The sequence below is a fragment of the Caballeronia sp. GAWG1-1 genome (genome assembly GCF_023631465.1).
Lineage (GTDB): Bacteria > Pseudomonadota > Gammaproteobacteria > Burkholderiales > Burkholderiaceae > Caballeronia.
Map to the genome: position 1 here is coordinate 127516 of NZ_JALQDB010000029.1, position 22587 is coordinate 150102.

20 protein-coding genes are annotated in these 22587 nt (G+C 61.6%); 7 read left to right on the forward strand and 13 right to left on the reverse strand.

What is annotated here, in order from left to right; all coding sequences use genetic code 11:
• Positions 1-55: 55 nt before the first annotated feature.
• The 7 genes from NCT03_RS18610 to NCT03_RS18640 form a co-directional block, all read right to left on the reverse strand.
• Positions 56-1429 carry a beta-barrel domain-containing protein gene (locus tag NCT03_RS18610; protein WP_244829623.1) on the reverse strand — a complete coding sequence of 458 codons (1374 nt, stop codon included), beginning with the start codon at positions 1427-1429 and terminating at the stop codon, positions 56-58.
• A complete protein-coding gene (locus NCT03_RS18615; protein WP_250493645.1) occupies positions 1407-3923 on the reverse strand; it encodes an FHA domain-containing protein in 2517 nt (838 codons plus the stop codon). Before NCT03_RS18615 ends, NCT03_RS18610 begins: the two co-directional genes overlap by 23 nt.
• Before the next feature lie 202 nt (positions 3924-4125).
• Positions 4126-5694: an efflux transporter outer membrane subunit gene (locus NCT03_RS18620; RefSeq protein WP_250493646.1), complete on the reverse strand. Its 1569-nt coding sequence runs from the start codon at positions 5692-5694 to the stop codon at positions 4126-4128.
• A 154-nt stretch (positions 5695-5848) separates the two neighbouring features.
• Entirely contained in the window at positions 5849-6130 is a 282-nt protein-coding gene (locus NCT03_RS18625) for a hypothetical protein (protein WP_250493431.1), read from the reverse strand.
• Between the two features lie 26 nt (positions 6131-6156).
• Entirely contained in the window at positions 6157-6441 is a 285-nt protein-coding gene (locus tag NCT03_RS18630; RefSeq protein WP_250493432.1) for a hypothetical protein, read from the reverse strand.
• A gap of 334 nt (positions 6442-6775) precedes the next feature.
• Entirely contained in the window at positions 6776-7222 is a 447-nt protein-coding gene (locus tag NCT03_RS18635; protein ID WP_244829620.1) for a DUF4399 domain-containing protein, read from the reverse strand.
• Positions 7223-7258: 36 nt separating this feature from the next.
• On the reverse strand, positions 7259-7696 hold the full coding sequence (locus NCT03_RS18640; protein ID WP_244829619.1) for a DUF4399 domain-containing protein: 438 nt from the start codon (positions 7694-7696) through the stop codon (positions 7259-7261).
• A 360-nt stretch (positions 7697-8056) separates the two neighbouring features.
• Here NCT03_RS18640 and NCT03_RS18645 point away from each other — a divergent pair, with 360 nt between their 5' ends.
• A complete protein-coding gene (locus NCT03_RS18645; protein ID WP_250493433.1) occupies positions 8057-9955 on the forward strand; it encodes an SUMF1/EgtB/PvdO family nonheme iron enzyme in 1899 nt (632 codons plus the stop codon).
• Positions 9956-9962: 7 nt separating this feature from the next.
• Here NCT03_RS18645 and NCT03_RS18650 read toward each other — a convergent pair whose 3' ends face one another.
• Positions 9963-11843 (reverse strand): DUF3857 domain-containing transglutaminase family protein, encoded by a 1881-nt coding sequence (locus NCT03_RS18650; protein WP_250493434.1) that lies wholly within the window; start codon positions 11841-11843, stop codon positions 9963-9965.
• 61 nt (positions 11844-11904) lie between these two features.
• Complete coding sequence (locus NCT03_RS18655) at positions 11905-13140, reverse strand: glycosyltransferase family 9 protein (protein ID WP_250493435.1); 1236 nt, start codon at positions 13138-13140, stop codon at positions 11905-11907.
• 388 nt (positions 13141-13528) lie between these two features.
• Between NCT03_RS18655 and NCT03_RS18660 the strand changes: the two genes are divergently transcribed.
• From NCT03_RS18660 to NCT03_RS18675, 4 genes are all read left to right on the forward strand, one after another.
• Positions 13529-14461 carry an aldo/keto reductase gene (locus NCT03_RS18660; RefSeq protein WP_250467122.1) on the forward strand — a complete coding sequence of 311 codons (933 nt, stop codon included), beginning with the start codon at positions 13529-13531 and terminating at the stop codon, positions 14459-14461.
• Positions 14462-14481: 20 nt separating this feature from the next.
• Positions 14482-14904: a DUF1810 domain-containing protein gene (locus tag NCT03_RS18665; protein WP_250493436.1), complete on the forward strand. Its 423-nt coding sequence runs from the start codon at positions 14482-14484 to the stop codon at positions 14902-14904.
• A gap of 57 nt (positions 14905-14961) precedes the next feature.
• Complete coding sequence (locus NCT03_RS18670) at positions 14962-15177, forward strand: hypervirulence associated TUDOR domain-containing protein (RefSeq protein ID WP_250493437.1); 216 nt, start codon at positions 14962-14964, stop codon at positions 15175-15177.
• A 162-nt stretch (positions 15178-15339) separates the two neighbouring features.
• A complete protein-coding gene (locus NCT03_RS18675) occupies positions 15340-15777 on the forward strand; it encodes a PRC-barrel domain-containing protein (RefSeq protein WP_244829612.1) in 438 nt (145 codons plus the stop codon).
• Positions 15778-15937: 160 nt separating this feature from the next.
• Here the strand turns inward: NCT03_RS18675 and NCT03_RS18680 are convergent, their stop codons facing one another.
• Positions 15938-17641 carry a methyl-accepting chemotaxis protein gene (locus NCT03_RS18680; protein ID WP_250493438.1) on the reverse strand — a complete coding sequence of 568 codons (1704 nt, stop codon included), beginning with the start codon at positions 17639-17641 and terminating at the stop codon, positions 15938-15940.
• 264 nt (positions 17642-17905) lie between these two features.
• Here NCT03_RS18680 and NCT03_RS18685 point away from each other — a divergent pair, with 264 nt between their 5' ends.
• The gene (locus tag NCT03_RS18685) at positions 17906-19150 is read left to right on the forward strand and encodes an aminotransferase class V-fold PLP-dependent enzyme (protein ID WP_250493439.1); all 1245 of its coding nucleotides are present in this window, start codon (positions 17906-17908) and stop codon (positions 19148-19150) included.
• A gap of 44 nt (positions 19151-19194) precedes the next feature.
• Here the strand turns inward: NCT03_RS18685 and NCT03_RS18690 are convergent, their stop codons facing one another.
• Positions 19195-20076 (reverse strand): NAD-dependent protein deacetylase, encoded by an 882-nt coding sequence (locus NCT03_RS18690; RefSeq protein ID WP_350030157.1) that lies wholly within the window; start codon positions 20074-20076, stop codon positions 19195-19197.
• A 113-nt stretch (positions 20077-20189) separates the two neighbouring features.
• Between NCT03_RS18690 and NCT03_RS18695 the strand changes: the two genes are divergently transcribed.
• The gene (locus NCT03_RS18695; RefSeq protein ID WP_250467130.1) at positions 20190-21200 is read left to right on the forward strand and encodes a zinc-binding alcohol dehydrogenase family protein; all 1011 of its coding nucleotides are present in this window, start codon (positions 20190-20192) and stop codon (positions 21198-21200) included.
• Between the two features lie 4 nt (positions 21201-21204).
• Here the strand turns inward: NCT03_RS18695 and NCT03_RS18700 are convergent, their stop codons facing one another.
• Positions 21205-21609: a GFA family protein gene (locus NCT03_RS18700; RefSeq protein ID WP_250493441.1), complete on the reverse strand. Its 405-nt coding sequence runs from the start codon at positions 21607-21609 to the stop codon at positions 21205-21207.
• A 240-nt stretch (positions 21610-21849) separates the two neighbouring features.
• A complete protein-coding gene (locus NCT03_RS18705; protein WP_244829606.1) occupies positions 21850-22410 on the reverse strand; it encodes a hypothetical protein in 561 nt (186 codons plus the stop codon).
• Positions 22411-22587: the final 177 nt, after the last annotated feature.

Sequence of the window (22587 nt, forward strand, 5' to 3'; positions counted from 1 at the left end):
TGAGGATGCATCTCGCAGCATGTCCGACCGGTTCCGCGTGCGTAACCCTCCTTCCCTATCCCGCCACATTGCGGAAGGGGTCGAGCCCGAGGTCGATGAGCCGGCGCTCGCGCACGACGATCTCGGCAGTGGCGGTCATGCCGTAACGCAGCGGATATTTCGTGTCGGCCACCTGATAGAAGTCGCGATCGAGTGTCACGCGTCCTTCGTAGACAGGCTGCTTCGTGCCAGGGCTCGGCTTGGTCGCGGGCGAGATGAACGCGAGCGTGCCGTCGATCACGCCATAGCGTTGGTAAGGAAACGCGTTGAATTTGAGCTTGACGTGCTGTCCCTCGCGAAGAAAAGCACGATCGTGTTCCGCAATTTCGATCTTTAACACGGGCCTGGCGTTGGCGGGGGCAATGCCGCCCAACGGCGTGTTTGCCTGAATCTTGTCACCGGTCTGCGTGGATGTGACATCGGTGACGACGCCCGATACCGGCGCGAGTATTAGCAGGAAATTATCCTTGTCGATATTTTCGAACTTGATGCGCGCGGCAGCATCCGCCACAAGCCGCGCGGTCTGTAGTTGCAGACGCAACTTGTCTTCCGTGCTCGCCACTTCGCGCATGGCGGATTCATATTGCAAGCGCAGATTGGTCGATTCCTGTCCGCTCGTTTCGAGTTGCGCCTTCGCCTGCGTGAATTCATGGCTCAGACGAAAATCCAGTTCTGCGAGTTTCGACTGTTCCACGCGATATCCGCCATCGGCTTCGAGATACGCGTTGCGTTTGACTTCCACTTGCGATTCCGACACCCCGCCGCCGCCCGGCAAGGCAAAGAGCCGCGTGAAGCGGTCGAGTTCGGTCTTCGCGGCATCGCGTGCGCGGCGGGCGTTTTCGAGCACGCTGCGTTGTTCCTGCAATTGCGCCTTCTGTCCTTCCGCGAGCTTGCTCGTGCCTTCGTTCACGCGCTGTTGATGCTGATGCTCTTCCACTTCCATCTGATTCTTCAGCGCGACGATCTTGCGCTGCATGAGCAGCTTCTTCTCGGGGAACTGCTTCCATTCGCGTTCCGCATCGTCGAGCTTGAGTTGCGCTTCGAGCGCATTGGTCGCCGCTTCGATTGCACCACGTGCATTGAGGCGCGCGACGACGTCATCTTTGCGTACGGGCTGGCCTTCCGCGATGAAAAGCTCGGCAAGCTCGCCGTCGATCGGCGCGTAGAAGCGCCGCACTTCGGACTCCGGCGCGAGCGTGCCTTGCGCGGCCACGGTGACATCCGCATGTCCCACGAACGACCAGACCAGCGCGGACGCGACCAGCGCGACCATCGTGTAGATGAGGGCTTGCGTCAGGCGCAGCGGCTCGGCCGTGAGTATGGCGATACCTTCCGCGCCATGATCGACCAGCGCTTCCGATAAAGGTTTAAGGTGCGCGTCTTTCTTCACCGCTCGTGCCTCCCGTGGTTGCCGTCGTGATGGTGTTGGCACCGATCAAGCCGAGCTTGGTCTTGAGCAACTGCGGTTCGAGCACCATGCGCAGATCCTGCAGCGAGCGGCGCTGCAGGATCGCCTCGTTGTCTATCTCGCTTGCAAGCGCCGCCCACTTACCGTTGTCGGCCTTCACTTGCCGGAAGATGCGCATGCCGCGTGTGGCCGCATCCTCGGCATCGGTGAGAAGTCGCGCCTGACTGCGGAACGTGTCCGACACACCCGATTCGAGCCGTTGCGATCCGCCGATGCCACCGTTCGTCCGATACTGATTCCATAGCGTCTGTGCTTGCGACATGAGGCTTTGCGCGCGCGCAGCAGCCTTGTCCCGGAGCGAAGCGACATCAGGCACGACCTTGTTTGCGAACCACGTGTCGCTATCGAGATCGAGCGTTTCGTAGAACGACAGCAGCGCTTCGTCATAAGCTTTCGTGCCGCGCGCCTTCTGCAAATCTGCGTATTGCGCGGCCACGGCTTTCTTGTGCGCGAGTTCCTTTTGCGCAGTCGCGGACCATGAGCCTTGCGGCAATTTCTGCAACCCGTCCAACGCATCCGGCGTCTTGCCGTCGCGCCAGGCATCGGCGATTGCAGCGTATTGTCTGAGCACCTCAGGTGGCGGCAGTTCATCCGCACTGATCTGTTGATACCGCTCCTGAAAAGGCGGCGTCGAAAAATTCGCCGTATTTATGGTTGCGGCAAGCGGTGCGAGGCTCGTGCCGCTCGCCGCGCTGCGCAGATCCGCATAGCGCTTGAGATCGGCGCGCACGCGATCGAGGCCGCCTAGTCGCGGATATTTGTCCGCATAATCCTTGAGCGCGCCGTCGATGGAATCGAGATCGTCTTGCGCAAGACCTTTAACGATGGTCCCATTCAATCGCTCGATAGCCGCGAGGTAGACAGAGTCGTCGCTCTGCAGCTTGCGCAGATGACTAAGTGCAAGCGCATACGGCTCGCGAAACTCGGGCGCGTAGCCCGCAAGCCGGTCGAGATCGCGTTGGTGCCCCGACGCATCCGCTTCCCAGTGCTTCAGAATTGCGCCGATCCGCCCTTCATCGTCATACATGCGAATGGGCGCATCAGGACCTCCGCGGCTCATCACGAAGCTCTCCAGTTTGCCTATCCAGTCGAGCTCGTCGATCATGGAGCGCACATCGGGATTGTTCTGACCGAGGGCTTTCATCTGCGCGATGATGGCGTCGGCGTTCGCGAAGTCGCCATGTTGCAACGCGGCCAGCCAGCGCGGAACATTTCCCTTGAGCACGGCTTCCGTGTTCATCGCGGCGAATTGCGTGTCTTGCGGATGCGTGAGCAGATAGTCGCTAGTGACACTCGCAGCTTGTGCATAGTCGCCCTGCGCCAGCAGCGATTTCGCCTGACGTTCGTTCGATCCGCTGTAAAAGAGCGCCGCACCACCGGCGAGCATCGCGATCAGCACACTCGCTGCAATCATGCGCGTGCGGCGCGTTGTACGACGGTCATCGCCTGCGAAGGCCGAATGCAATTCGGAAACGAAAAGCGCCGTCTTGCCACGCCGCTTCTTTTCAGGAGCGGCTTCTTTTGCGGGGACAGGCTGCGAATCCAGATTGATTTCGTCTTCGATCGCCGCAGCTTGATCGACGCAAAAGATATCGAGGAACGAGTGCGCCGATCCGACGAAGGTCGTCTTGTCGCTGTCGAAGTTATTGTCGGCATGCGAGGCAGCCATTTCCGTGAGCGTCGATTCGCTCTCTTCGCCATGCAGATGCACGACATAGACGAAATGCGTGCCTCCGAAGGCGAGCGTGTCGCCATTCTTCAGTTCGACTGCTGACTCGCCTAGGCGCGCGCCATTCACGAAGGTGCCGTTGGTGCTGCCAAGGTCTTCGACGAACGGCGCCGCGCCCTTGACGAACACATGCGCATGCCGCCGCGATACGTAATTCACCTGATGCGGATACTGCTCTCGATGACGCGCAAACGTAGCGTCGCTCTTGCTCACGAGAAACGGGAATTGCAGCAATTCGACGGGCTGCAAGTTCAAGTCGTTGCGCTGCGGAACGAGCGTGATGCTCAAGGGCTTGACGACCACGTTGCGGCGCTTGCGCGGTGCAAATTGCACGCGGTATGCGAGACGGTTGCCGAACCCGATCTCATCGCCCGCACGAACGCGCACGGGCATTTCGCGCACGGGTGTGCCATTCACGGCGGTGCCGTTCTTGCTGCCGAGATCGGCGATATAGACGAGGCCATGCTCGATGAAGATACGCGCATGACGACGCGAGAGTTGGGCGACGGCTTCGGGCGGGCTGGTATCGAACGGTGCTTCCGCGCGGCCAATGGCGAAGAGATTTTCGTCGATACGAATCTCCGCCAGATTCTCGCCGATGCCGTTGCGGGCGAGCGGCTTCAGGACGACATCGAACGCTTCGCCCACGTTCGGCTGCTGTTCCGCTATCGGATCGCCTGGAGCCATGTCCATGTCACGAAGTGAGTCCACGAGCCTCGAGCGGCGCATGGAGCGGATGGGTCGTCCCGCCAGCCGAGCTATGTGGCGGCGGGTGTTGAAAGTTTAAGTCACGCATTATCGTAGTCAATCGTGCAGCACTGGCTTAAAACGCCATACGCGAGCCGCTTGAGGCGATATGGAACGAGCGTTAGCAAAGCTTGAGAATTGCTCACTGAGGCGTATCCGTGGATGCGTTCTGAACATTCACCGTTGGCCATCCGCCGCCGAGCGCCTTATAGAGCGTCACCGTATCCGACAGGATCTGCTGATGATTGGCGAGCAGCGCAAGCTGTGCCGCGAGCAAGGTGCGCTCGGTTTCAAACACTTCCAGCTGAGAAATCACGCCTTCCTTGAGCTGCGCGTCGATCTGCGCCGCGACGATGGTCAGATGCTCTACTTCCTGTTGCAACTCGACGCGCTGCTTCGTATGCGAATCGAGATTCACGAGCGCATTCTCTACTTCCTCGAAGGCGCTCATGACGGTGCTGCGATATTGCTGTTCCGCGACCGTGGTTTGCGCTTCGGTGGTCTTCACGTGAGCACGAACGCTCGGATCGAGAATCGGGATGTTGATGCTTGGCAGAAAGCTGAAGGTGAAAGTTTTGAGCAGGTCCGTCAGCGCGAAACTGGCGCTGCCGCCGCGCCCGGTGAGACTGATGGTCGGCAATTGCGCGAGCTTCGCCTGACCGACGAGGTCATACGATTCGAGCACGCGATACTCCGCCGCGACGAGATCGGGACGCCGTGCGAGCAACTGCGATGGCAGCCCCGACGGCACCGGCGGCGCCTGCACACGCGTTTGCAAATGCCCTTCCGGCAGCTTGAATTCGCCTGCGGGAACGCCTGTCAATGTAGCGAGCGCGTTATTGGCAAGATCGCGCGAACGGCGCAATTCCAGCAGATCGCGCGTCAGGCGATTCAATTCCGCGCGCTGCGTCAGAACCTGCGTATGCGGCACGAGACCGTTCTTTTCCATGCCCTCGAAGATCGTCAGGATTTGCCGGTTGGTCGCGATGGTCTTCTTCTGCTGCTCGATCTGATCGTCGAACTGAAGAATCTGGAAGTAAGTGGTCGAAACGTTGGCGACGAGTTCGAGATAACCCGCGCGCCAGTCGGCCTCGGTCGCGCGAAATTCGGCCTTCTGGGCTTGCACGCCTTTTTCCACCGCGCCCCAGATGTCGATGTCCCAGTTCACTTGCGTGCCCAGGTTGTATTGCTTCGAAAACATCTGGCCAGTGGTCTTTTCGAAGCTCGCACCCGCACCCGCATCCATGGAAGGCAACGCGCCCGCACGGGCCTCGCCGATCTGCGCGCCCGCCACGTTGATGCGCGCGGCCAGCACCTTGATATCGAAGTTGTTGTCGATAGCCTGGCCGACGAGCGTATCCAGTGCGGGATCGTGGAACTGCTTCCACCAGTCGGGCTGAATGGTGGCAGCCGCTCCGACCTTGGGCGCGTCGATTTTCGTGAAGGCGGTCTTCTCAGGCGTGTCCGGGCGTTGATAAGTCGGCACCTTCACGTCGATGCAACCGGCGAGCAGAGCAAGCCCGCTTGCAAGGCCGACGCGTAACAGCCCAAAGCGCAAAGAGCCTGAGCGCAAAGAGCCTAAGCGCAAAGAGCCAAAGCGCAACGATGGCAACAAGGCTTGCACGATCTCGCTCCCGGTGAACGCGCACCGACGGTCAGGTTGAGTGTGGAGGCGTCGCGGCCCGGCTCGTCGATTCATCGAGTAAATCACAAGGCGGAACGGGATGCCATACGGATCGAATCGGAGGCCGCCCGCCGTCTTGCGAACGGCGGGCGGGTATTGCAAGCGAGACTCCCCGTGCCTCGCCTTTACCGCGTAACCGCATTGATGCTTTACCGCGTCACTGCCGCTTTTATTCCCGGCTTCACGAAACAAACGGCGTGAACACGTTGATGTTGCTGACGTTGTGTGCGTCCTGCTTCGGCTTGACGTTCGAGGTCATGTCGCTTGCGAATGCAGCGTTGAGGCCGTTCTGGTTGAACGTGTTTTGCGTCTGGTTTGCGAGTTGTTCCGTCGTACCGCTCAGATCGAACGCGCTGCTGCTATAGAACGGCATGAGGAAATTCATGCCGCCGCGCACGGCCGACATTTCGTCACGGTCCATTTCGGCTTGATGGGAAAGATCGCGGATGGTCAGAGTGGACATGATCGAGGCTCCTGGGTAAGGTTGATTTAGCTCAGTACGGGACTGGCGCCAAGATTGACGGTGCTGATGTTCTGCGCTTCCTGCTTCGGCATGACGTTCGACATCATGTTGCCGCCGAAGGCCACGCCCACGCCGTTTTGATTCACCGTGTTCTGCGTCTGGCCGATCAGTTGCTGCGTGCTGAACGAAGATTCGAACTTCGTGATGTCGATGCCGGGAAACAGGAACGACATGCCGCCGCGCACGGCCGACATCGTCTGGCGATCGAGCTCTTCGGTAACAGGCAGGTCTTGAATGGTCAGCGTGGTCATGGCGGTTCTCCTTGGGACTTCGCGCTTTGCGCATCGGGTGGTGGTTGGCGACAACTTGTTTGCGTGAGCTGTTAAATGCATAGGGTGTGCCAGTCGTCGTTCGATGCGGAAAAATATCTAGCAAAGCCTTGTCGCACATAAGCACGGTCGACGTAATGCGCTCTCAAACTCGACCCACTGATGATGGTCTTCTACCAACACTTCGGACTCCAACTGTCCGTTATCGAACGACATCGCTTTTCTCGGGCCCGAGACGAACGCTCTCATCCGCGAAACGTCTGCGGATATGGCGTATCAACAGGGAAAGGCGGCGCTTAAGGCATGCGCGCGCCGCTTACTTGACGTAGATCGTGATCTTCTTCGAGTACACAGGCGGGTCGGTCGGGATGTGCCGGTCATCGCCCATCAAGAGCTGAAGTGTGTGCTTGCCCGGCGGAAGTTCGATAGTCGTTTCCGTTTCGCCCGCGCCGTAGTGCAAGTGATTGCGGTCGGACGGAATCTCCTGATCCATCGGCGGCAAGTCCGTATCGATCAACAGGTGATGATGCCCCGTGTTAGGGAATTTGACGCCGCGCGGCGCCACGCCCATGTACCGTAGACCGAACCACACCTTGATAGGCTTGCCCGCCGCGAAGGTCTGGCCATCGTTTGGATAGCCGATATAGGCGTAAGCGTTGGCGGGCGCCGGCGTCGGCCCCGCTACGGCGAATTGCACCGCAAACACAGCGGCAAGCAATGCAAAACGTGATAGCGCGATTGCGCTGACGGTTCGGTTCTTCATGTCACTCCCCTGGGCTGCGCGGTTGCCGTGCATGCTTCATTTCATCGTGATGGTGATCTTCTTGGAATAAACAGGAGGATCGTGCGGTACGTGGTTGTAGTCGCCCATCAGCAGCTGTAGCGTGTGCTTGCCCGGCGGAAGCTCCAGGCGCGCATCGGTCTCGCCCGCGCCATAGTGAAAGTGATTGCGGTCGGAGGGAATCTCCTGATCGAGCGGCGGCAGGTCCGTATCGATCAGCAAGTGGTGATGTCCGACGTTGGGCATGTCCACGCCCTTCGGACAGACGCCCATGTTGCGCAGTCCCATGCGTACCCAGAGTTTGCCGCCCGAGATCACGGCGCCGTCGGGCGGCCAGATGATGTATGCCTCGGCGTTCGGCGGAGCGGGAGTGCGCTGACGCGCGGCGGAAAAAGACGTATCGGCGGCGACGGCGGCGAGTGAAGCCAGTGCGCCAAGCACGGTTCTTCTCAACATGTTGTGCATGCCTCTTGATGAACAGTCACATGAAGGACTGACGAATGTGCGAGCGCTGAAGATACTGTCGTACGCTCGTGCGTGGAGCGATCAAGCCGTCGTCAGGTTTTTAGATTAGAACGTAACGTTTAAAAAAGATACTTACCAGAGAACGGAAGCGCACTCCTCATCACGCATACCTGCTTAATGGGGATTTAAGTGCCGACTGACCGCGTGCTATCTTGTTTGTGCTGCAGATGCACGAGCGCGACGGCAAATGCATGGTCCTCGCATGCGCCGACTTTGCATGAGCATCCAGGCGACAACGACAGACGCGCGAACGGCGCGCCCCTAATCAAGCCGGACCGAAAGGGTGTGAATATGTGGCGGACTCTCTTCATCGCAGGCATGTTCGTGACGATGGGCGGCGCGTTCGCAGCGCCTTCCGATCCACCGCTTGAGAGACCTTCGGTCGCGGCCGCCGACACTCATGCGAATCGCATGGCACTCGTTATCGGCAATACGCACTATGGCGACGCCCCGCTGCCGGCCGCGGAGCACGACGCATACGATATGAGCGTTGCGCTCACGTCGCTCGGATTCAACGTGACGCGCCGTATCGATCTCAACGAAACCGCCATGCGCGACGCGCTCGACACGTTCGTCACGCAACTCGGTCCACACGATACCGCGCTCGTCTACTTTGCGGGCCACGGTCTGCAGGCAGGCGGCGATGCCCTGCTCGCCCCGCTCGATGCCCGCGCCGATGCGCCCGTCACGCTGGTCGAGAAAGGTATTCCGGTGAAGGATGTCGTGGCGCGCATGGTGCAGCGCCGTCCGGACGCCGCGAACATCGTCGTGCTCGACATGTGTCTGAACGATCCCTTCGGTGCCGCGCCCACCGAGAGCATGTCTTTGCCCGCGAACACACTGGTTGCGTACGCAACTACTTTTGCGACCGAAGCCGCCGAGACGGAACGCAACGGCCTTTACACCGCCGCGCTGTTACGAGCGATGTCCGGCGAAGCACGCACCACATCCCGGGTATTCGAAATAGCCGCCGCAAATGTCGCGCAGTTGACGCACGATAGCCAACGGCCGTGGATCGCATCGACACTAGATGCCGCATTCACACTCGCACCGATGTCGTTAGCTTCCACGGACGCCATCGATACGACGCAATCCGCCACGGGTAGCCGTACGCGCGGCATTCTTCCCAAGGACAGCAGCGAGCAATACGAACTGACCTTCTGGGAATCGATCAAGGACAGCACGTACCCAAGCGATTACGAAGCCTATTTGAAGGCGTATCCGAACGGACGATTCGCCACGCTTGCCAAGGCACGCATCGATCGCTTGCGGGCGGCCGCCGCAAGCTCGAAGCCCGCGGCATCGCCGCAGTTGCCAGCTTCGCCTACTCCGGCGCCAACGCCGAAGCCCGCGCCGCCTATCGTCGCTGAAAAGCCGCGTCAAACCGCGCCCACGCCTGCACCGGCAACCACGACCGCCCCTGTCGCAGTTGCATCCAAACCCGCAGCGAAGACTTCCGCAGGGGCCGAAGTAAAAGACTGCCCGTCTTGTCCCGCGCTGGTCCCGCTCTCGGCTGGCAGCTTCAACATGGGCAGCAACAACGACGATCCCGCAGAAAAGCCGCCGCATCGCGTGGCCATTGCGCAGCCGTATCTCATCGGCAAATACGAAGTGACAATCGAACAATGGAATGCATGCGTCGATGCCGGCGCCTGCACACGTATCTCACCCGATGGCGACGCCGGCAACGCGCCGCCCGCCAATGCGCCGATGCGCAACGTCAGTTGGGACGACGCGCAGGTCTACGTCAAATGGTTGAGCAAGGTGGGCGGCAAGGCATATCGCCTGCCGACCGAGGCCGAATGGGAATATGCGGCGCGCGGCGGCACGCAGAGCACTTACTGGTGGGGCGATCAAATGAAGAAAGGCAACGCCGACTGCAAGGATTGCGGCGAGCCTTATCGTCCCGAAGCGCCGACGCCCGTAGGCTCATTTGCCGCGAATCCGTATGGTCTCCACGACATGAACGGCAGCGTCTGGGAATGGGTCGCCGACTGCTGGCACGGCAACTACAAAGGCGCACCGGCCGATGGCCACGCGTGGGACGATCCATCATGTTCAGTGCGCGTGATTCGCGGCGGCTCGTGGCGCGAAGGCGCGAGCTATATGCAATCGGCCACGCGATTCAAATACAGCTCGAGCGTGAGGCAATCGCAGAACGGTTTTCGTGTGGCGCGTGACGCGCAGTGAAGGCACACTATCGCAACGCCGCCTTCACGATGATCTGCCCTTGCGTATCGCGCTCGATCTTCTTAAGCACCGGCTGCGCCGCCTGAAAGTCCTCGGGCGTGCAGACCTGCTTGCCGAAACTCGCGGTGAAAGTGCGCGAAATTTGAATCGTGTTGGTCGCGGCGTCGAACAGATAGCGCGATGAAAAGCGGAAGAAGCCGCTATCGAGGTCGAGGTTGTCGGGCACTTCGACCACGTGCATCGTACGAGGAAGCACGATCTGCGATACCTCGTCGAACACGCCGCTTACGCACAGATAAGGTTGCGTACGCACGCGCTCCGCAAGCCAGTTGCGCGCCTGCGTCGCGATGCCGCCCGAGAGACTCGTCAACGCGGGCAACGCGGTCGTGCCAGTGGGCCAGACCACGTCGTCGAGCGTGCCGTTCACGGTCGTGGCGAAGGGGCCGCTCGTGGCATCGACATCGCTGGTCGTAAGCGCGCCCGCGCCACGCAGATTCGTATAACGCAGACGGTCCGTTGCGATCTGCTCGCGCCGCTCCGTATTCGCCGAACGCAGATTCATACGCTCGATCTCGGCACTCCATCCTGCATCCTCGACCCAGTACGCAAAGTTGGCGACGCCTCCGGGCGCCACGTCGATCTGCAATCGCGCCGCGCGCGACAAGGGCTGCGTGGATGGTGTGTGCGAAAGCTTGCCGGCATTCACGAGCACGGTCGGGCGATCCATGTCCGCGAGTGGCAGATAGCCGAACTCGACGCTCGCCGCCGTGCTATCCGCATATAGATTCAGATCGGGCATCCATGTGATGACGTGATTGATCGCGCCCGCGCCGTAGCCTGGCACCGAAGGCAGCGAATACACCGCGCCCAGGCCGATCAGCGCGGGCTCGTTGCGAATGCCCACGGCATCGAGCAACGCGCCGAACAGCGCGACGTGGTCCTTGCAATCGCCATAACGATTCGCAAGTACCTCCGTCACGCGATGCGGCACGGCGGGACTTTGACCGATGAACATCGCGACATAGCGGATATTGCGACGTACCCAGTCGTAGAGCGTCTTTGCTTTGGCGCGCGCGTCGGCGTCGTTGCGTGTGAGCGATTGCGCGAACGCGATCACGGCGGGATCTTTCGTGCTCGGGTCCACGGAAGGTTCGCGATAGCTCGCGGCGAAGCTCGCGTAATCGGGAAACGTCGACACCATCAGACGGTCGCCGTATTGCGCGTAAGCGACCGAGCCGGTTTCGATGCGCGCAATGTGTTCGCGACGGTAATCGAACGCATAGCGCGTGCGGCCATTCGCGGTGACGGGCGGCTCGGCTTCATAACCGCGCGCATCGGCGAAGAGCGGCTTGGTCGCGGGCAGATCGAAGATGAGCCGCTGTGCAAGCACCGGCCGCGAACCCGGATCGACGTAATAGTTGAACTGCCCTGCGATGACAGGGCTCGCCTGGCTCTTGCGAAACCGCAGATGCACCGTCGAGCCGATGCCCACCGCCGGAAAAATCACCGCGCGCAGCTTGGCGTCCTGAAACGTGGGCGCGCCGGCCGAACGCGGCTCCTGGATGTCACGGATCTGCTCGGGCGAAACATCGTGACGCGCGCCGTTGGCATCGACGGAATAGGCTTCGACGATTTCCACGTTCGACACGCTGCGGTCGTACCAGACGTAACGCTGCGCAATTTCGTCGATGCCGGCCGACGTGTTCGCGCGCAACACGGTGGTATCGTCCTCCGTCACCGAACCGTCTTCGGCCACGACGAACTCGTGGCTGTCGCTGATAACGGTCGATGGATCGTCGTCGCCGGATGCTGCATGAGCAATGCCAGTCAGCGCGATCGCCAAGACGAGAGCCAGGACGAGAACCAAACGGATCGATAGACGAGTCATGTCGCGGGCGCATGTGGGAGCTGCGTCAATCGTACATGAAGCGCGCCGGGGTCGAGCGGCGTCAGCGTGCAGCGAGTTGCGCCAGATCGGCCTGCAATTCGTCGAGCGGATGCGACCAGTCGCCGAGTTGCGTCTGACGATAAAGCCGCATAGACGGATACCAGGGCGTGAAGCGCTGACAGTCATACCAGCGGCAATCGCACGCGTTTGCAAGCAGCACCCATACGGGACGATTCAACGCGCCTGCAAGATGCGCGGGCCCCGAGTCGATGGTGATGAACAAATCGAGTTCGTCGAGCACGTATGCCGTATCGCCGAAAGCCGCGAGATACGGCGCCATGTCGATGACATCGTGTGCCTGCATCAACGCACGTTCGTCATCGGTCAGCGCGCCGACCTGAAGCGAGTAGAAGCGGCAATCGGGATTGGCGAACAACGCGGCCAGTTGTTGGAGTTGCATCGACCGGTACGGCTCATGGCGCACGTTGCTGGCGCTGCGCCAGCCGATACCGACCTTCATCCGCTTCGGTTCGCGTTGCATCGATGCAAGCGCTTCGTGTGGCAAGCCGCGATTGGGATTGCATGCGATCATGCCGCCGGGATTCTCCATCGGAAAATATGGCGAATGCTGATAGCGCGCGAAGAGATTGAACACGTACGTGATGCGGTCGCGATGCTGCATCTCGTGCGCACGTTGCTCGGCCGTCGGGATGACAAGACGCACGCCTTCGCGCGGGCGGACGACATCGCGCCACTCGTCGAAGACTTCGATGACCAACTCGCGTGCGCCTTCCCGCAGCAAGGCATCGACGTAGCGCGAATAGAGCACGAAATCGCCGAAGCCGCCTTCGATGGAGATCAAGATCGACTTGCCGGCAACGGGTTCGTCTATGCCGAGCAGCTTGGGATGCGCCAGGTCGATCCACGGCATGTCACCGCTAAAGAGCACGTGGAGAAGCGACTCGCCGCGTCCGACATCGCGGTTGATGCGATGCAGTGCATGCGCTTCGTGATACTTGCCGCTCGAGTAAAGCACCATCGCGAGTTCTTCGGTGAGCTGGTAGCGCACTAAGGGAGACATGTCATGCGTAAGCGCTATCCTGAGACAACGTTCCGCAAGCTCGCGCATGCCGAGATAGTTCAAGTCGATGCCGAGTTGTCCGATCCATATGCCCGGATCGGGCAAGGCGGCGAGTCGAGTGATCATGGCCTGCGCTTCGGCGGCGCGCCCGGCCACGCGCAAGGCGCGCACGCTGTCTATGTTGAGCCGTAAGTTCTGGGCGTCTGGGAGAATCATTTTTGTTTTGCAAGGTGCGAAGAGCGAAGCCGCGAATGCCCGCGCTCGGGCGCACATGCTAATTGCACGGTTCGCCTTAGCTGCAAAAAAATGTCAGATCGAGCTTTCGTTGTCGGGTACGACTTCCGAGCATAGACGCAAGCGTATCGATCAGGCGAGCACGTACGTGAAACAAACGCGCCGGTTATGGTAACCGTTTCCGAGTCTGTCTCGACGAGCCCAGGAAGAAGTAGCGCCGGCATCGTTCGTTTCGGTATCGGGTTATCCTGCTGCGAGACGCGGGTTGCACCAGACATTGCATCTGTTCTTGCATGTCTTCGCCAGGAGCCTGATCGACGATGCCTTTGCCTAACTCGAACCATGCACGGCGTCATGGTTCTTCTCTGCCATGAACGGCCGCTCACCGGATCGCCGACGGTTCCTGCGTGTCGCGGCCACGGCGGCGCTCGCCGGAGCGACAAACCCGCTCATCGCGCAGATCGCGCCCTCGCAGTCGACGCCCATGCACAAGCGCCCGATTCCATCGAGCAACGAAGCGCTGCCTGTGATCGGCTGCGGCACGTGGCGCACATTCGACGTCGGCGACGACGCCGCCCGCCGTCGCGAACTCGCCGAAGTGCTGCGCGTGCTGTTCGCGGCGGGCGGCTCGGTGATCGATTCATCGCCCATGTATGGCTCGTCCGAAGCCGTCGCGGGCGACCTGCTCGCCGAATTGCACGCACGCGACAAGGCGTTCATCGCCACCAAGGTGTGGACCGATGGACGCGAGGCGGGCATCGCGCAAATGGAACAGTCGATGCGCCTTTTCAAAACGCCGCGCATCGACCTCATGCAGATCCACAATCTGCTCGACTGGCGCACGCAACTCGCCACGCTGCGCGATTGGAAAGCGGCCGGGCGCGTGCGCTATATCGGCGTTACGCATTACACGTCGAGCGCGTTCGGGCAGGTCGAAGCGGTGCTGCGATCCGAGCGTGTGGACTTCGTGCAAATCAACTACGCGGCCAACGACCGCGACGCCGAGGAACGGCTGCTGCCGCTTGCCGCCGAGCGCGGCGTCGCTGTGCTCGTCAATCAGCCGTTCGGCGGCGGCTCGCTGCTCGCCTCGCTTCGCGCAAAACCGCTGCCCGCGTTCGCGGCCGATTTGGGCTGCACGAGTTGGGCACAGCTTCTGCTCAAATTCGTGTTGGGAAACCCTGCCGTCACTTGCGTGATTCCGGGCACCGGACGGCGCGAGTACATGATCGACAACGTGCGCGCGGGCATTGGCGATTATCCGGATGCGGCGCTGCGAAAGCGCATCGCGGATGCCGTCGCGTGACTAGAGAGCCAGGACATGCCATGAGCGATACCTTCGATCTTCAACGCTTCGTCGATGCACAAGAAGCCGTCATCGACGACGTGCGCGCCGAGTTGTCCGCCGGCCGCAAGCGCACGCACTGGATGTGGTTCGTGTTCCCGCAAATCGCAGGTCTCGGCCATAGCCACATGGCGCGGCATTACGCTATCCAGTCCCGCGCGGAAGCCGAAGCGTATATCGCGCATCCTGTGCTCGGCGCGCGGCTCGTCGAATTGACTGGCATCGTCAATGGCGTGAAGAATTTGAGCGTCGAGCATATTTTTGGGTATCCGGACGACATGAAGTTTCATTCGTCGATGACGCTCTTCGCGCGCACCGCGCCCGATCCCGCGATCTTTAACGACGCGCTGCAACGCTTTTTCGATGGCCACGAGGATGAAGGGACGCTCGCCCGCTTGAAGTAGCCGCGCGTGGGCATGGCCGTTGCGCTTTCGTTGGCATTTCAACGATGGAGAGACGCGATGACTCAATCCCTCAAGCTGCACGATCACGTTAGCTGGAATACGCCGCAGGGCGAGACCACGGGCCATGTCGTGAAAGTGATCCACGAACGCACGACAGTCGATGGCCATACGGTCAATGCATCGAAGTCCGATCTGCACTACGAGGTGGAAAGCGACAAGAGCGGCAAGCATGCCGTGCACAAAGCGGAAGCGCTGAAACGCATTTCACACTGAATTTTCTTCGATTTCCGCGTCACGGCGTGCGCCCCAAGCGGGTGCACGCCGTGCGCATGCACACGTTCCCTGCAAAATTCGCAATAAACGTTCACACTTCTACCGCGCTAGATTCGCGCAATTCCCAAGAACTGATTTGCCAAATCTTTTGAGGATTGGAAGATGAACTCGAAACTCGTGGCACTGCTCTTCGCCGCATCGGCCATTGGCCTGACTTCCACCGCGTCCTACGCGCAAGTTGCGGGCGCACAGACGCTCGGCGTATCGGTCGAGGTATCGACCGCCATCATCGACGGCTGGAGCGTCAGGAAGTCGATTCTCAACAAGCCCGTCTTCAATGAACAGGGCGCGAAGGTCGGCGTGATCCACGACATCATCGTGGCGCCAGACCGTTCGGTTTCGTTCGCGATCATCGCGGCAAACCAGTTCCTCGGCGTCTCGCATCACGACGTCGCCATTCCAGTCGAGCAACTCGATTTCCAGGGCGGCAAGCTCGTGCTGCCCGGCGCGACGAAGGACGCGATCAAGGCCCTGCCCGAATTCCAGTACACCAAGGTCAAGGCAACGCCGAAGCCGCGTGCGGAGTTCGAACATCATTGATGCTTGGCCTGCAGCGGCGTGAGGTTTGCGCCGCTGCAGGCCGCTTGCGAGTTCGTCGTATCGGAGTAAGCACGCTTCAAAGCCGTGGCGGCGTTCGTTCGACGCCGCTACGCACGGCATCGGTCCGACGCAGCTTCAACGCGCTACTGCGCGCGATCGGTCAGAACGAACTCCACTCGTCGCCATGCGTCGCCGCAGCGGTCGCCACGGGCGTGGCACGCCGCGTACGCGCGGGTGCGGCAACGCGCGCGGCAGTACGCGCCACGGGCGCGGCAGGCGCATACGACCGGGGCGCAATACCACCGCCTTCGACCACGAAGAACGCCATGACTTCGTTCAGGCGACGGCCCTGCTCTTCCAGCGCCTGCGATGCGGCCGCGGCTTCCTCGACGAGCGCCGCGTTCTGTTGCGTGACCTCGTCCATCTGCGTGATCGCCTGATTCACCTGCTCGATGCCGCGTCCCTGCTCCGCCGATGCCGCCGCGATCTCCGACATGATGTCGGTCACCTGAGCCACGGCCTGTGTCACTTCGGTCATGGTCGTACCGGCTTCGCTCGCGAGTGCCGAGCCGTCCTTCACCTTTTCGACGGAATCGGCGATCAGTTCCTTGATCTCCTTCGCCGCCGACGACGAGCGCTGCGCGAGGCTGCGCACTTCGCTTGCCACGACCGCAAAGCCGCGTCCCTGTTCACCCGCGCGCGCCGCTTCAACGGCCGCGTTGAGCGCCAGAATGTTGGTCTGGAAAGCGATGCCTTCGATGATGCCCGTGATCTCCGCGATCTTCGACGAGCTGTTGCTGATGCCGTGCATGGTGTCGACCACGCGACCGACCACATCGCTGCCCTTTCGCGCGACATTCGAGGCATTCGACGCGAGCGAACTCGCCTGATGCGCGTTGTCGGCATTCTGACGCACCGTGGACGTCAATTGCTCCATGCTCGCCGCCGTTTCCTGCAACGACGCCGCCTGCTCTTCGGTGCGCTGGCTCAGGTCCGTGTTGCCTGTGGCCAGTTCCTTGGCGGCGCCGCCCACCGCGCCGCTGCTGTCGCGCACACGGCTCACGGTTTCGGTCAGGCGTTCGTTCATCTCGGCAAGCGCACGCAGCAAGTCGCCAGTCTCGTCCTTCGAATCGGCGATGATCGTGCTGCGCAAGTCGCCACGCGCCACGGTTTGCGCGATCTCGACTGCGTCCTCGATAGGCCGGGTGATCGAACGCGTGATCGCAAAGCCCGCGGCCACCGCGAACAGCGTGGCGAACGAGCACAGCGCGATCAGCACGTTGCGCTGCATCTCGTACTGAGCTTCGAAATCACGCACGATCTCTTCGCGACGCGTGGCCGTGTAGCTCGCGTAGTCGTCGGTGGCCTTGACCAGTTGGGCGAGCAGCGGACGGCATTCGTCGTCCATCTTGGAGATCGCCTGGTCGTGCTTGCCGGCGAGCGCGAGGCCGACGATATCCGTCGCCACCGGGCCGTACAAGCCTTCCACGCGCGCCATTTCGGCGACAAGGCCACGGGCCTTCTCGCTCGTGTCGCTCGCCGAGGCGATCATGTCCTTGAGTTGTTTCAGGCGCGCCTGCACGTCTTCGTGAGCGCGCGTGACCTGGGCTTTTTCCAATTCGAGATCGGCGGGCTTGCTGACGAGCACGAGATTGCGTGCGGCAATGGCGCGGCGGTCGACCGCGGTGCGCAACTGACTGGCCACATCGGCGCGCGCGTTGATGCCGTTGACGTAGTTCGCGAAGCCGTCGGTCGCCTGGGAAAGCGAGCGCAGCGACATGCCTGCGACGAGCACCACGAGGACGGCAAGAATGCCGAAGCCGGCGACCAGTTTGTTCTTGATCGTGATGTTTCTAAGGTTCATTTGAAGGTTCTCTCAGTCAGTTCGTGGAACTGTTTCGGCGTCGTATGTTCGACTCGTGCGCCTTACGCGGCGTACAAGCGAACGTTTGCCCTCATCCGGGGCTTGGCGCTCTAGGAACTATTACGGCGGGCGGTTGCGAAGTCTGAAGGGGCGGAAATACGATTAGTCGGCATTTTGTCCATACCTTCGTCGCAACGGCGGTAACTTTGTCCAATCGATACTTCATCGGCGATACTTGGTGCTCCTCACGCGATCAAAAGACCGATGACCGAACATCTCGACTTCCGCACGCCTGAATTCAACACCGCCCTGGCCGCGTTACCCGTCGCGCCTGCCACGAACATCGCTCATGCCGAAGACTGGTGGGACGCGGTGCGCGCGCTGTATAGACAGTCCGACGACCTGATCAATCTGGAAAACGGCTACTGGGGCGCCATGGCCGAGCCGGTCAAGTCGATGTTCCATTACTGGATCGATCGCCTGAACCACGAAACCACGCTGCTCGTGCGTCCTCACTGGATGACGATCCACGATGGCTTGCGTCAGCGTCTTGCTGGCGCCATGGGCTGTTCCGCCGATGAAATCGAGCTCACGCGCAACGCGACCGAGGCGCTGCTTGCGCTCATCAGCGGCTATAACGGCCTCGAACCGGGCGATACCGTGCTCTACAGCAACCTCGATTACCCGTGCGGACGCGATGCGATGGAATGGCTGCGCGAACGGCGTGGCGTCGAGCCAGTGCGCATGACGATGCCCGAGCCTGCCACGCGCGAGGCCGTGCTCGACGCTTACACGTCGGCGTTGAAAGCACATCCGCGCACGAAGCTCGTGCTGCTGTCGCATGTCTGTTTTGCGACGGGGCTGGTGCCGCCGGTTCGCGAGATCGCGGCGCTCGCGAAAGCTGCGGGCGCAGACGTGATCGTCGATGCCGCGCATTCCTGGGGCATGCTCGACTTCGACGTGCCGACGCTCAACGCGCCGTTTGTCGCGTTGAATCTGCACAAGTGGATTGGCGCGCCGCTCGGTTGCGGGGCGATCTACATCAAGAAAGAGTGTCTCGGTTCAATTAGTCCCTATCTCGGCGATACGACCTGGCCCGCCGACGATATCCGCTCGCGCGTGCACACGGGTTCGCCGAACTTCGCGGCTTGGCTCACGTTGCCGGCGGCGCTGGAGTTGCATCAGCGCATTGGCGCGCGCTCGAAGGAAGCGCGTCTGCGGGCCTTGCGCGACGCTTGGGCCGAACCGGCGCGCGCGCTGCCGGGCGTGCGGATCATGACGCCAGCGGATGCATCGATGACGGCGGGTATCACTGCGTTTCGCATCGAAGGACTGGCGAGCGATGTCATCGTGAAGACGTTGAAGGACAGGTTTGGCGTGTTCACGGTCGCGCGGCCGATTCCGGATGCAAGCGATGTCGTGCGTGTGACGCCGGGGGTTTTTACGCGGATGGAGCAGGCGGAGAGGTTGCTGGAGGGGATCGATTCGATGGCGGGTGAAGCGGGCTAAGTGGACACGTGGGAACGCTCGTTCAACGCATCGAGCGTCCCCGCTCACCCCCCATCCAACCCCTCGATCAACGCCTCGAGCGTCTCCGAACAAGGCGCCTCGACCTTTAACGCAAGCAATGCATCCGCGCGCGTCTTGCCAATATTGACCGCCGCAATCGGCTTGCCGCTCTTCGCCGCCCATTCGCAGAATCGATAGCCCGAATACACCATCAACGATGACCCGAGCACGAGCATCGCGTCGGCGGCTTCGAGCGAGCTTGCCGCGTCCTGCACCAGCGCGCGCGGCACGCTCTCGCCGAAAAACACCACGTCCGGCTTGAGCACGCCGCCACAACGCGTGCAGCCCGGCACATTGAACGAAGCGAAGTCGATGTTCTCGATTTGCGCATCGCCATCCGGCACCGATGGCGCCGTGTAATTCGTAAAGTCCGGGTTCGCTTCTTCCAGCATCCGCTGCACCGCCACGCGCGTAAGCGCCGCGCCGCAAGCCATGCAGCGGACGCGGCCAAGATTGCCGTGCAGCTCGATGACATCGGGATTTCCAGCACGCGTATGCAAGCCATCGACATTCTGCGTCACCAGCCGATGCACCCGCGAACGCGCCGCCAGCGCCCGCACGGCGTGATGCGCCGCGTTCGGTTGCGCATCCGCCACCACCGGCCAGCCAATCAGGCTGCGCGCCCAGTAACGGCGGCGCGCGTAGTCGTTGCCTAGAAACTCTTTCAGCAGAATCGGCTGACGGCCCGTGCGCTGGCCCTCGCGATCGCGATAACAGGGAATACCCGACTCGGTGCTGATACCCGCGCCCGACAGCACGAATAGCCGCGGATGCCGCTCGACAAAATCCTGAAGTGCAAGCACGTGCCGTCCTGAAACCTTATTGAGATGCTCAGAATATAAGGCGAAACGCGCCGCCGCGCTCACGCACAATCCGGCCTTACCACTTTATCGAATATCAAATTGGCTTGACCAGATCGCCGCGTATCGCTAAATTAATGCGCTGTCGCCCCCACACAAACCACATAAAGAGACACGCCATGCTGACCGTCATCTGCGAAACCCCCGGAACCCTCAAGGCCGAACAGCGCGAGAAGCCCGCGCGCGGCGACAACGAAGTGCTGCTGCGCGTGAAGCGCGTCGGCGTGTGCGGGACCGACTTGCATATCTTCACCGGCAATCAGCCGTTCTTGTCCTATCCGCGCGTGATGGGGCATGAACTCTCCGGCGTGATCGAAGAGGCGGATGCATCGAGCGGACTCAAGGCGGGCGACACCGTCTATGTCATGCCCTATCTGTCGTGCGGCAAGTGCATTGCATGCCGCCAGGGCAAAACCAATTGCTGCGTGAACATTCAGGTGCTCGGCGTGCATCGCGACGGCGCGTTCACGGAGTATCTGAACCTCCCCGCGCAATTCGTCCACAAGGCCGAAGGCGTCACGCTCGATCAGGCCGCGATGGTGGAATTCCTCGCGATCGGCGCGCATGCGGTGCGTCGCGCGGATGTGCAACCGGGACAACGCGTGCTGGTCGTCGGCACGGGGCCGATCGGCATGGCGGCGATCACCTTTGCGCGTCTGCGCGGCGCAAACGTGACCGCGCTCGACACGCGTGAAGATCGCCTGAACTTCTGCCGCCGCGAGTTGAAGGCGGACGCGACCGTGCAAATCGGCGAGCGCGACAAGGAAGAGTTGTCGAGCCTCACCAACGGCGAATTCTTCGATGTCGTCTTCGATGCCACGGGCAACTCGCGCGCAATGGAACGCGGCTTCGAATTCATCGCGCATGGCGGCAAGTACGTGCTGGTGTCCATCGTGCCGGACCGCATCTCGTTCGCCGATCCCGAGTTTCACAAGCGCGAAGCAACCTTGCTCGCGAGCCGCAACGCAACGCCCGAGGACTTCGAGACCGTGCTCGATGCCATGCGTCGCGGCGAAGTGCCGACCGATGCGCTCAACACCCACCGGCTCACGCTCGCCGACGTGCCCGAGCGCTTCTCGTCGCTACTCGACCCGAAGGCGGGCGTGGTGAAGGCAATCGTCGAGTGCTGATGAACTAGTTCTGTCGGCCGCGCGCGAAGCGCGGCCTGCCCTGCGCGTCGTGCCACGGCTCGGCGTTTTTGCACCAGATTTCGTAAGTGGGCGGAAAGAGGCCGGTTTCGTCGAAGGTGCCGGTTGGCACTTCGATTTCCGGCACGCCGTCGAAGGCGAGATAGATAGGCGAGCCGCATGTCAGGCAATGATGCCGATGCCCGGTCTCCGAGCTTTGCCAAGCGACGGTATCGCCCATGATCTGCACGGCGTCGCGCTCGAAGATGGCATAGACGCCGAACGGCGCACCGTGAATGCGGCGGCATGTCATGCAGTGGCAGAGATTGACTTGCAGCGGCCGCGCGAAGACCGCAAGGCGCACCGCGCCGCACGCGCATTGGCCTTCGTGAAGGGACGTCATGGCGTTCATCTGAAGTCTCCGTTTCGCGCTGCAAGGAGCTTCTATTCGCTTGGCCCTCGGGCGCGTTCGTTATGAGCGTAGGTCGCAAGATGCAGACTGCCTGGGCCGTGTTGTCTGGCCGCGTCCGCAAGAGTTGAGTACTCTTTCACCGTCTGCTTCAGCCGTATAGCCACGAGCGCGACAAGCGCCCTGCATTAGCCGATGCAACGAGCGCACTCGATCGAATGCGCTCATCGACGGCCCTTGGCTTCAGCGAACGTAGTAACCGCGATTTTGCATGCACTCGCCGTACGCGCGCCAGTAGCGCACCATTGGCGGCTCGGGCGGCGGCATCGGCGGCATTTTCATCTCGGCGTAATTTGCATCCGATGCGCCCGAAGCCGCCACGGCGCCCGATGCGCCCGAAGCACCTGCAGCGACCGCGGCTCCGGATGCGCCCATCGGCGCCGATGCGCCCGCGGCAACCGTCGCCGAAGCGCCTGCGGGCCGGCCCGCCATCGTCGCGGATGCGCCCGATGCCGGCGCCGCCGACGCGGCCAGCGCGCCCGATGCAACCGGCGGCAACGGCGGCTCGACCGGGCGCGGAGCCCCGAGCGTGCGCGTCTCGATGGCGTTGTTCTTGGGTGCGGTCTGCGGCTCGCGCGCCATCACGACCTTGGTCGTCTGATTGGCATAGGCGTAGCAGGCCGCGTTGTCGACGCTCTGCTGCCCCGTGCTCTGACTGCGGCCGGGCAAGGCGAGCGGTTGTTGCGCGAAGGCCGCGCCACAACTGACGAGCAAAGCGAATCCCGCGTAAGTGGAAGGTCTCATTGGCTTGCGTTTCCCCGATGCGGTGTTATTAGTCGTTGCAGCGCGCACGGGGTCACGCCGGCCTCAGGCGGCAGGTGACCGCGCGCGTCTGCGCCGGGCCTGCTGCAAGAATACCGTGCCGGCAAAGTGTTCCACGCCAGAAGCACCGGCTTCATCCGCCAATTTTCGATAAAACGG

Excerpts from the sequence above, each read along its gene's own strand:
- NCT03_RS18615 (WP_250493645.1), bottom strand. The coding sequence starts at position 3,923 with ATGGCTCCAGGCGATCCGATAGCGGAACAGCAGCCGAACGTGGGCGAA.
- NCT03_RS18625 (WP_250493431.1), bottom strand. The coding sequence starts at position 6,130 with ATGTCCACTCTGACCATCCGCGATCTTTCCCATCAAGCCGAAATGGAC.
- NCT03_RS18630 (WP_250493432.1), bottom strand. The coding sequence starts at position 6,441 with ATGACCACGCTGACCATTCAAGACCTGCCTGTTACCGAAGAGCTCGAT.
- NCT03_RS18635 (WP_244829620.1), bottom strand. The coding sequence starts at position 7,222 with ATGAAGAACCGAACCGTCAGCGCAATCGCGCTATCACGTTTTGCATTG.
- NCT03_RS18640 (WP_244829619.1), bottom strand. The coding sequence starts at position 7,696 with ATGTTGAGAAGAACCGTGCTTGGCGCACTGGCTTCACTCGCCGCCGTC.
- NCT03_RS18645 (WP_250493433.1), top strand. The coding sequence starts at position 8,057 with ATGTGGCGGACTCTCTTCATCGCAGGCATGTTCGTGACGATGGGCGGC.
- NCT03_RS18650 (WP_250493434.1), bottom strand. The coding sequence starts at position 11,843 with ATGACTCGTCTATCGATCCGTTTGGTTCTCGTCCTGGCTCTCGTCTTG.
- NCT03_RS18655 (WP_250493435.1), bottom strand. The coding sequence starts at position 13,140 with ATGATTCTCCCAGACGCCCAGAACTTACGGCTCAACATAGACAGCGTG.
- NCT03_RS18660 (WP_250467122.1), top strand. The coding sequence starts at position 13,529 with ATGAACGGCCGCTCACCGGATCGCCGACGGTTCCTGCGTGTCGCGGCC.
- NCT03_RS18665 (WP_250493436.1), top strand. The coding sequence starts at position 14,482 with ATGAGCGATACCTTCGATCTTCAACGCTTCGTCGATGCACAAGAAGCC.
- NCT03_RS18670 (WP_250493437.1), top strand. The coding sequence starts at position 14,962 with ATGACTCAATCCCTCAAGCTGCACGATCACGTTAGCTGGAATACGCCG.
- NCT03_RS18675 (WP_244829612.1), top strand. The coding sequence starts at position 15,340 with ATGAACTCGAAACTCGTGGCACTGCTCTTCGCCGCATCGGCCATTGGC.
- NCT03_RS18680 (WP_250493438.1), bottom strand. The coding sequence starts at position 17,641 with ATGAACCTTAGAAACATCACGATCAAGAACAAACTGGTCGCCGGCTTC.
- NCT03_RS18685 (WP_250493439.1), top strand. The coding sequence starts at position 17,906 with ATGACCGAACATCTCGACTTCCGCACGCCTGAATTCAACACCGCCCTG.
- NCT03_RS18695 (WP_250467130.1), top strand. The coding sequence starts at position 20,190 with ATGCTGACCGTCATCTGCGAAACCCCCGGAACCCTCAAGGCCGAACAG.
- NCT03_RS18700 (WP_250493441.1), bottom strand. The coding sequence starts at position 21,609 with ATGAACGCCATGACGTCCCTTCACGAAGGCCAATGCGCGTGCGGCGCG.
- NCT03_RS18705 (WP_244829606.1), bottom strand. The coding sequence starts at position 22,410 with ATGAGACCTTCCACTTACGCGGGATTCGCTTTGCTCGTCAGTTGTGGC.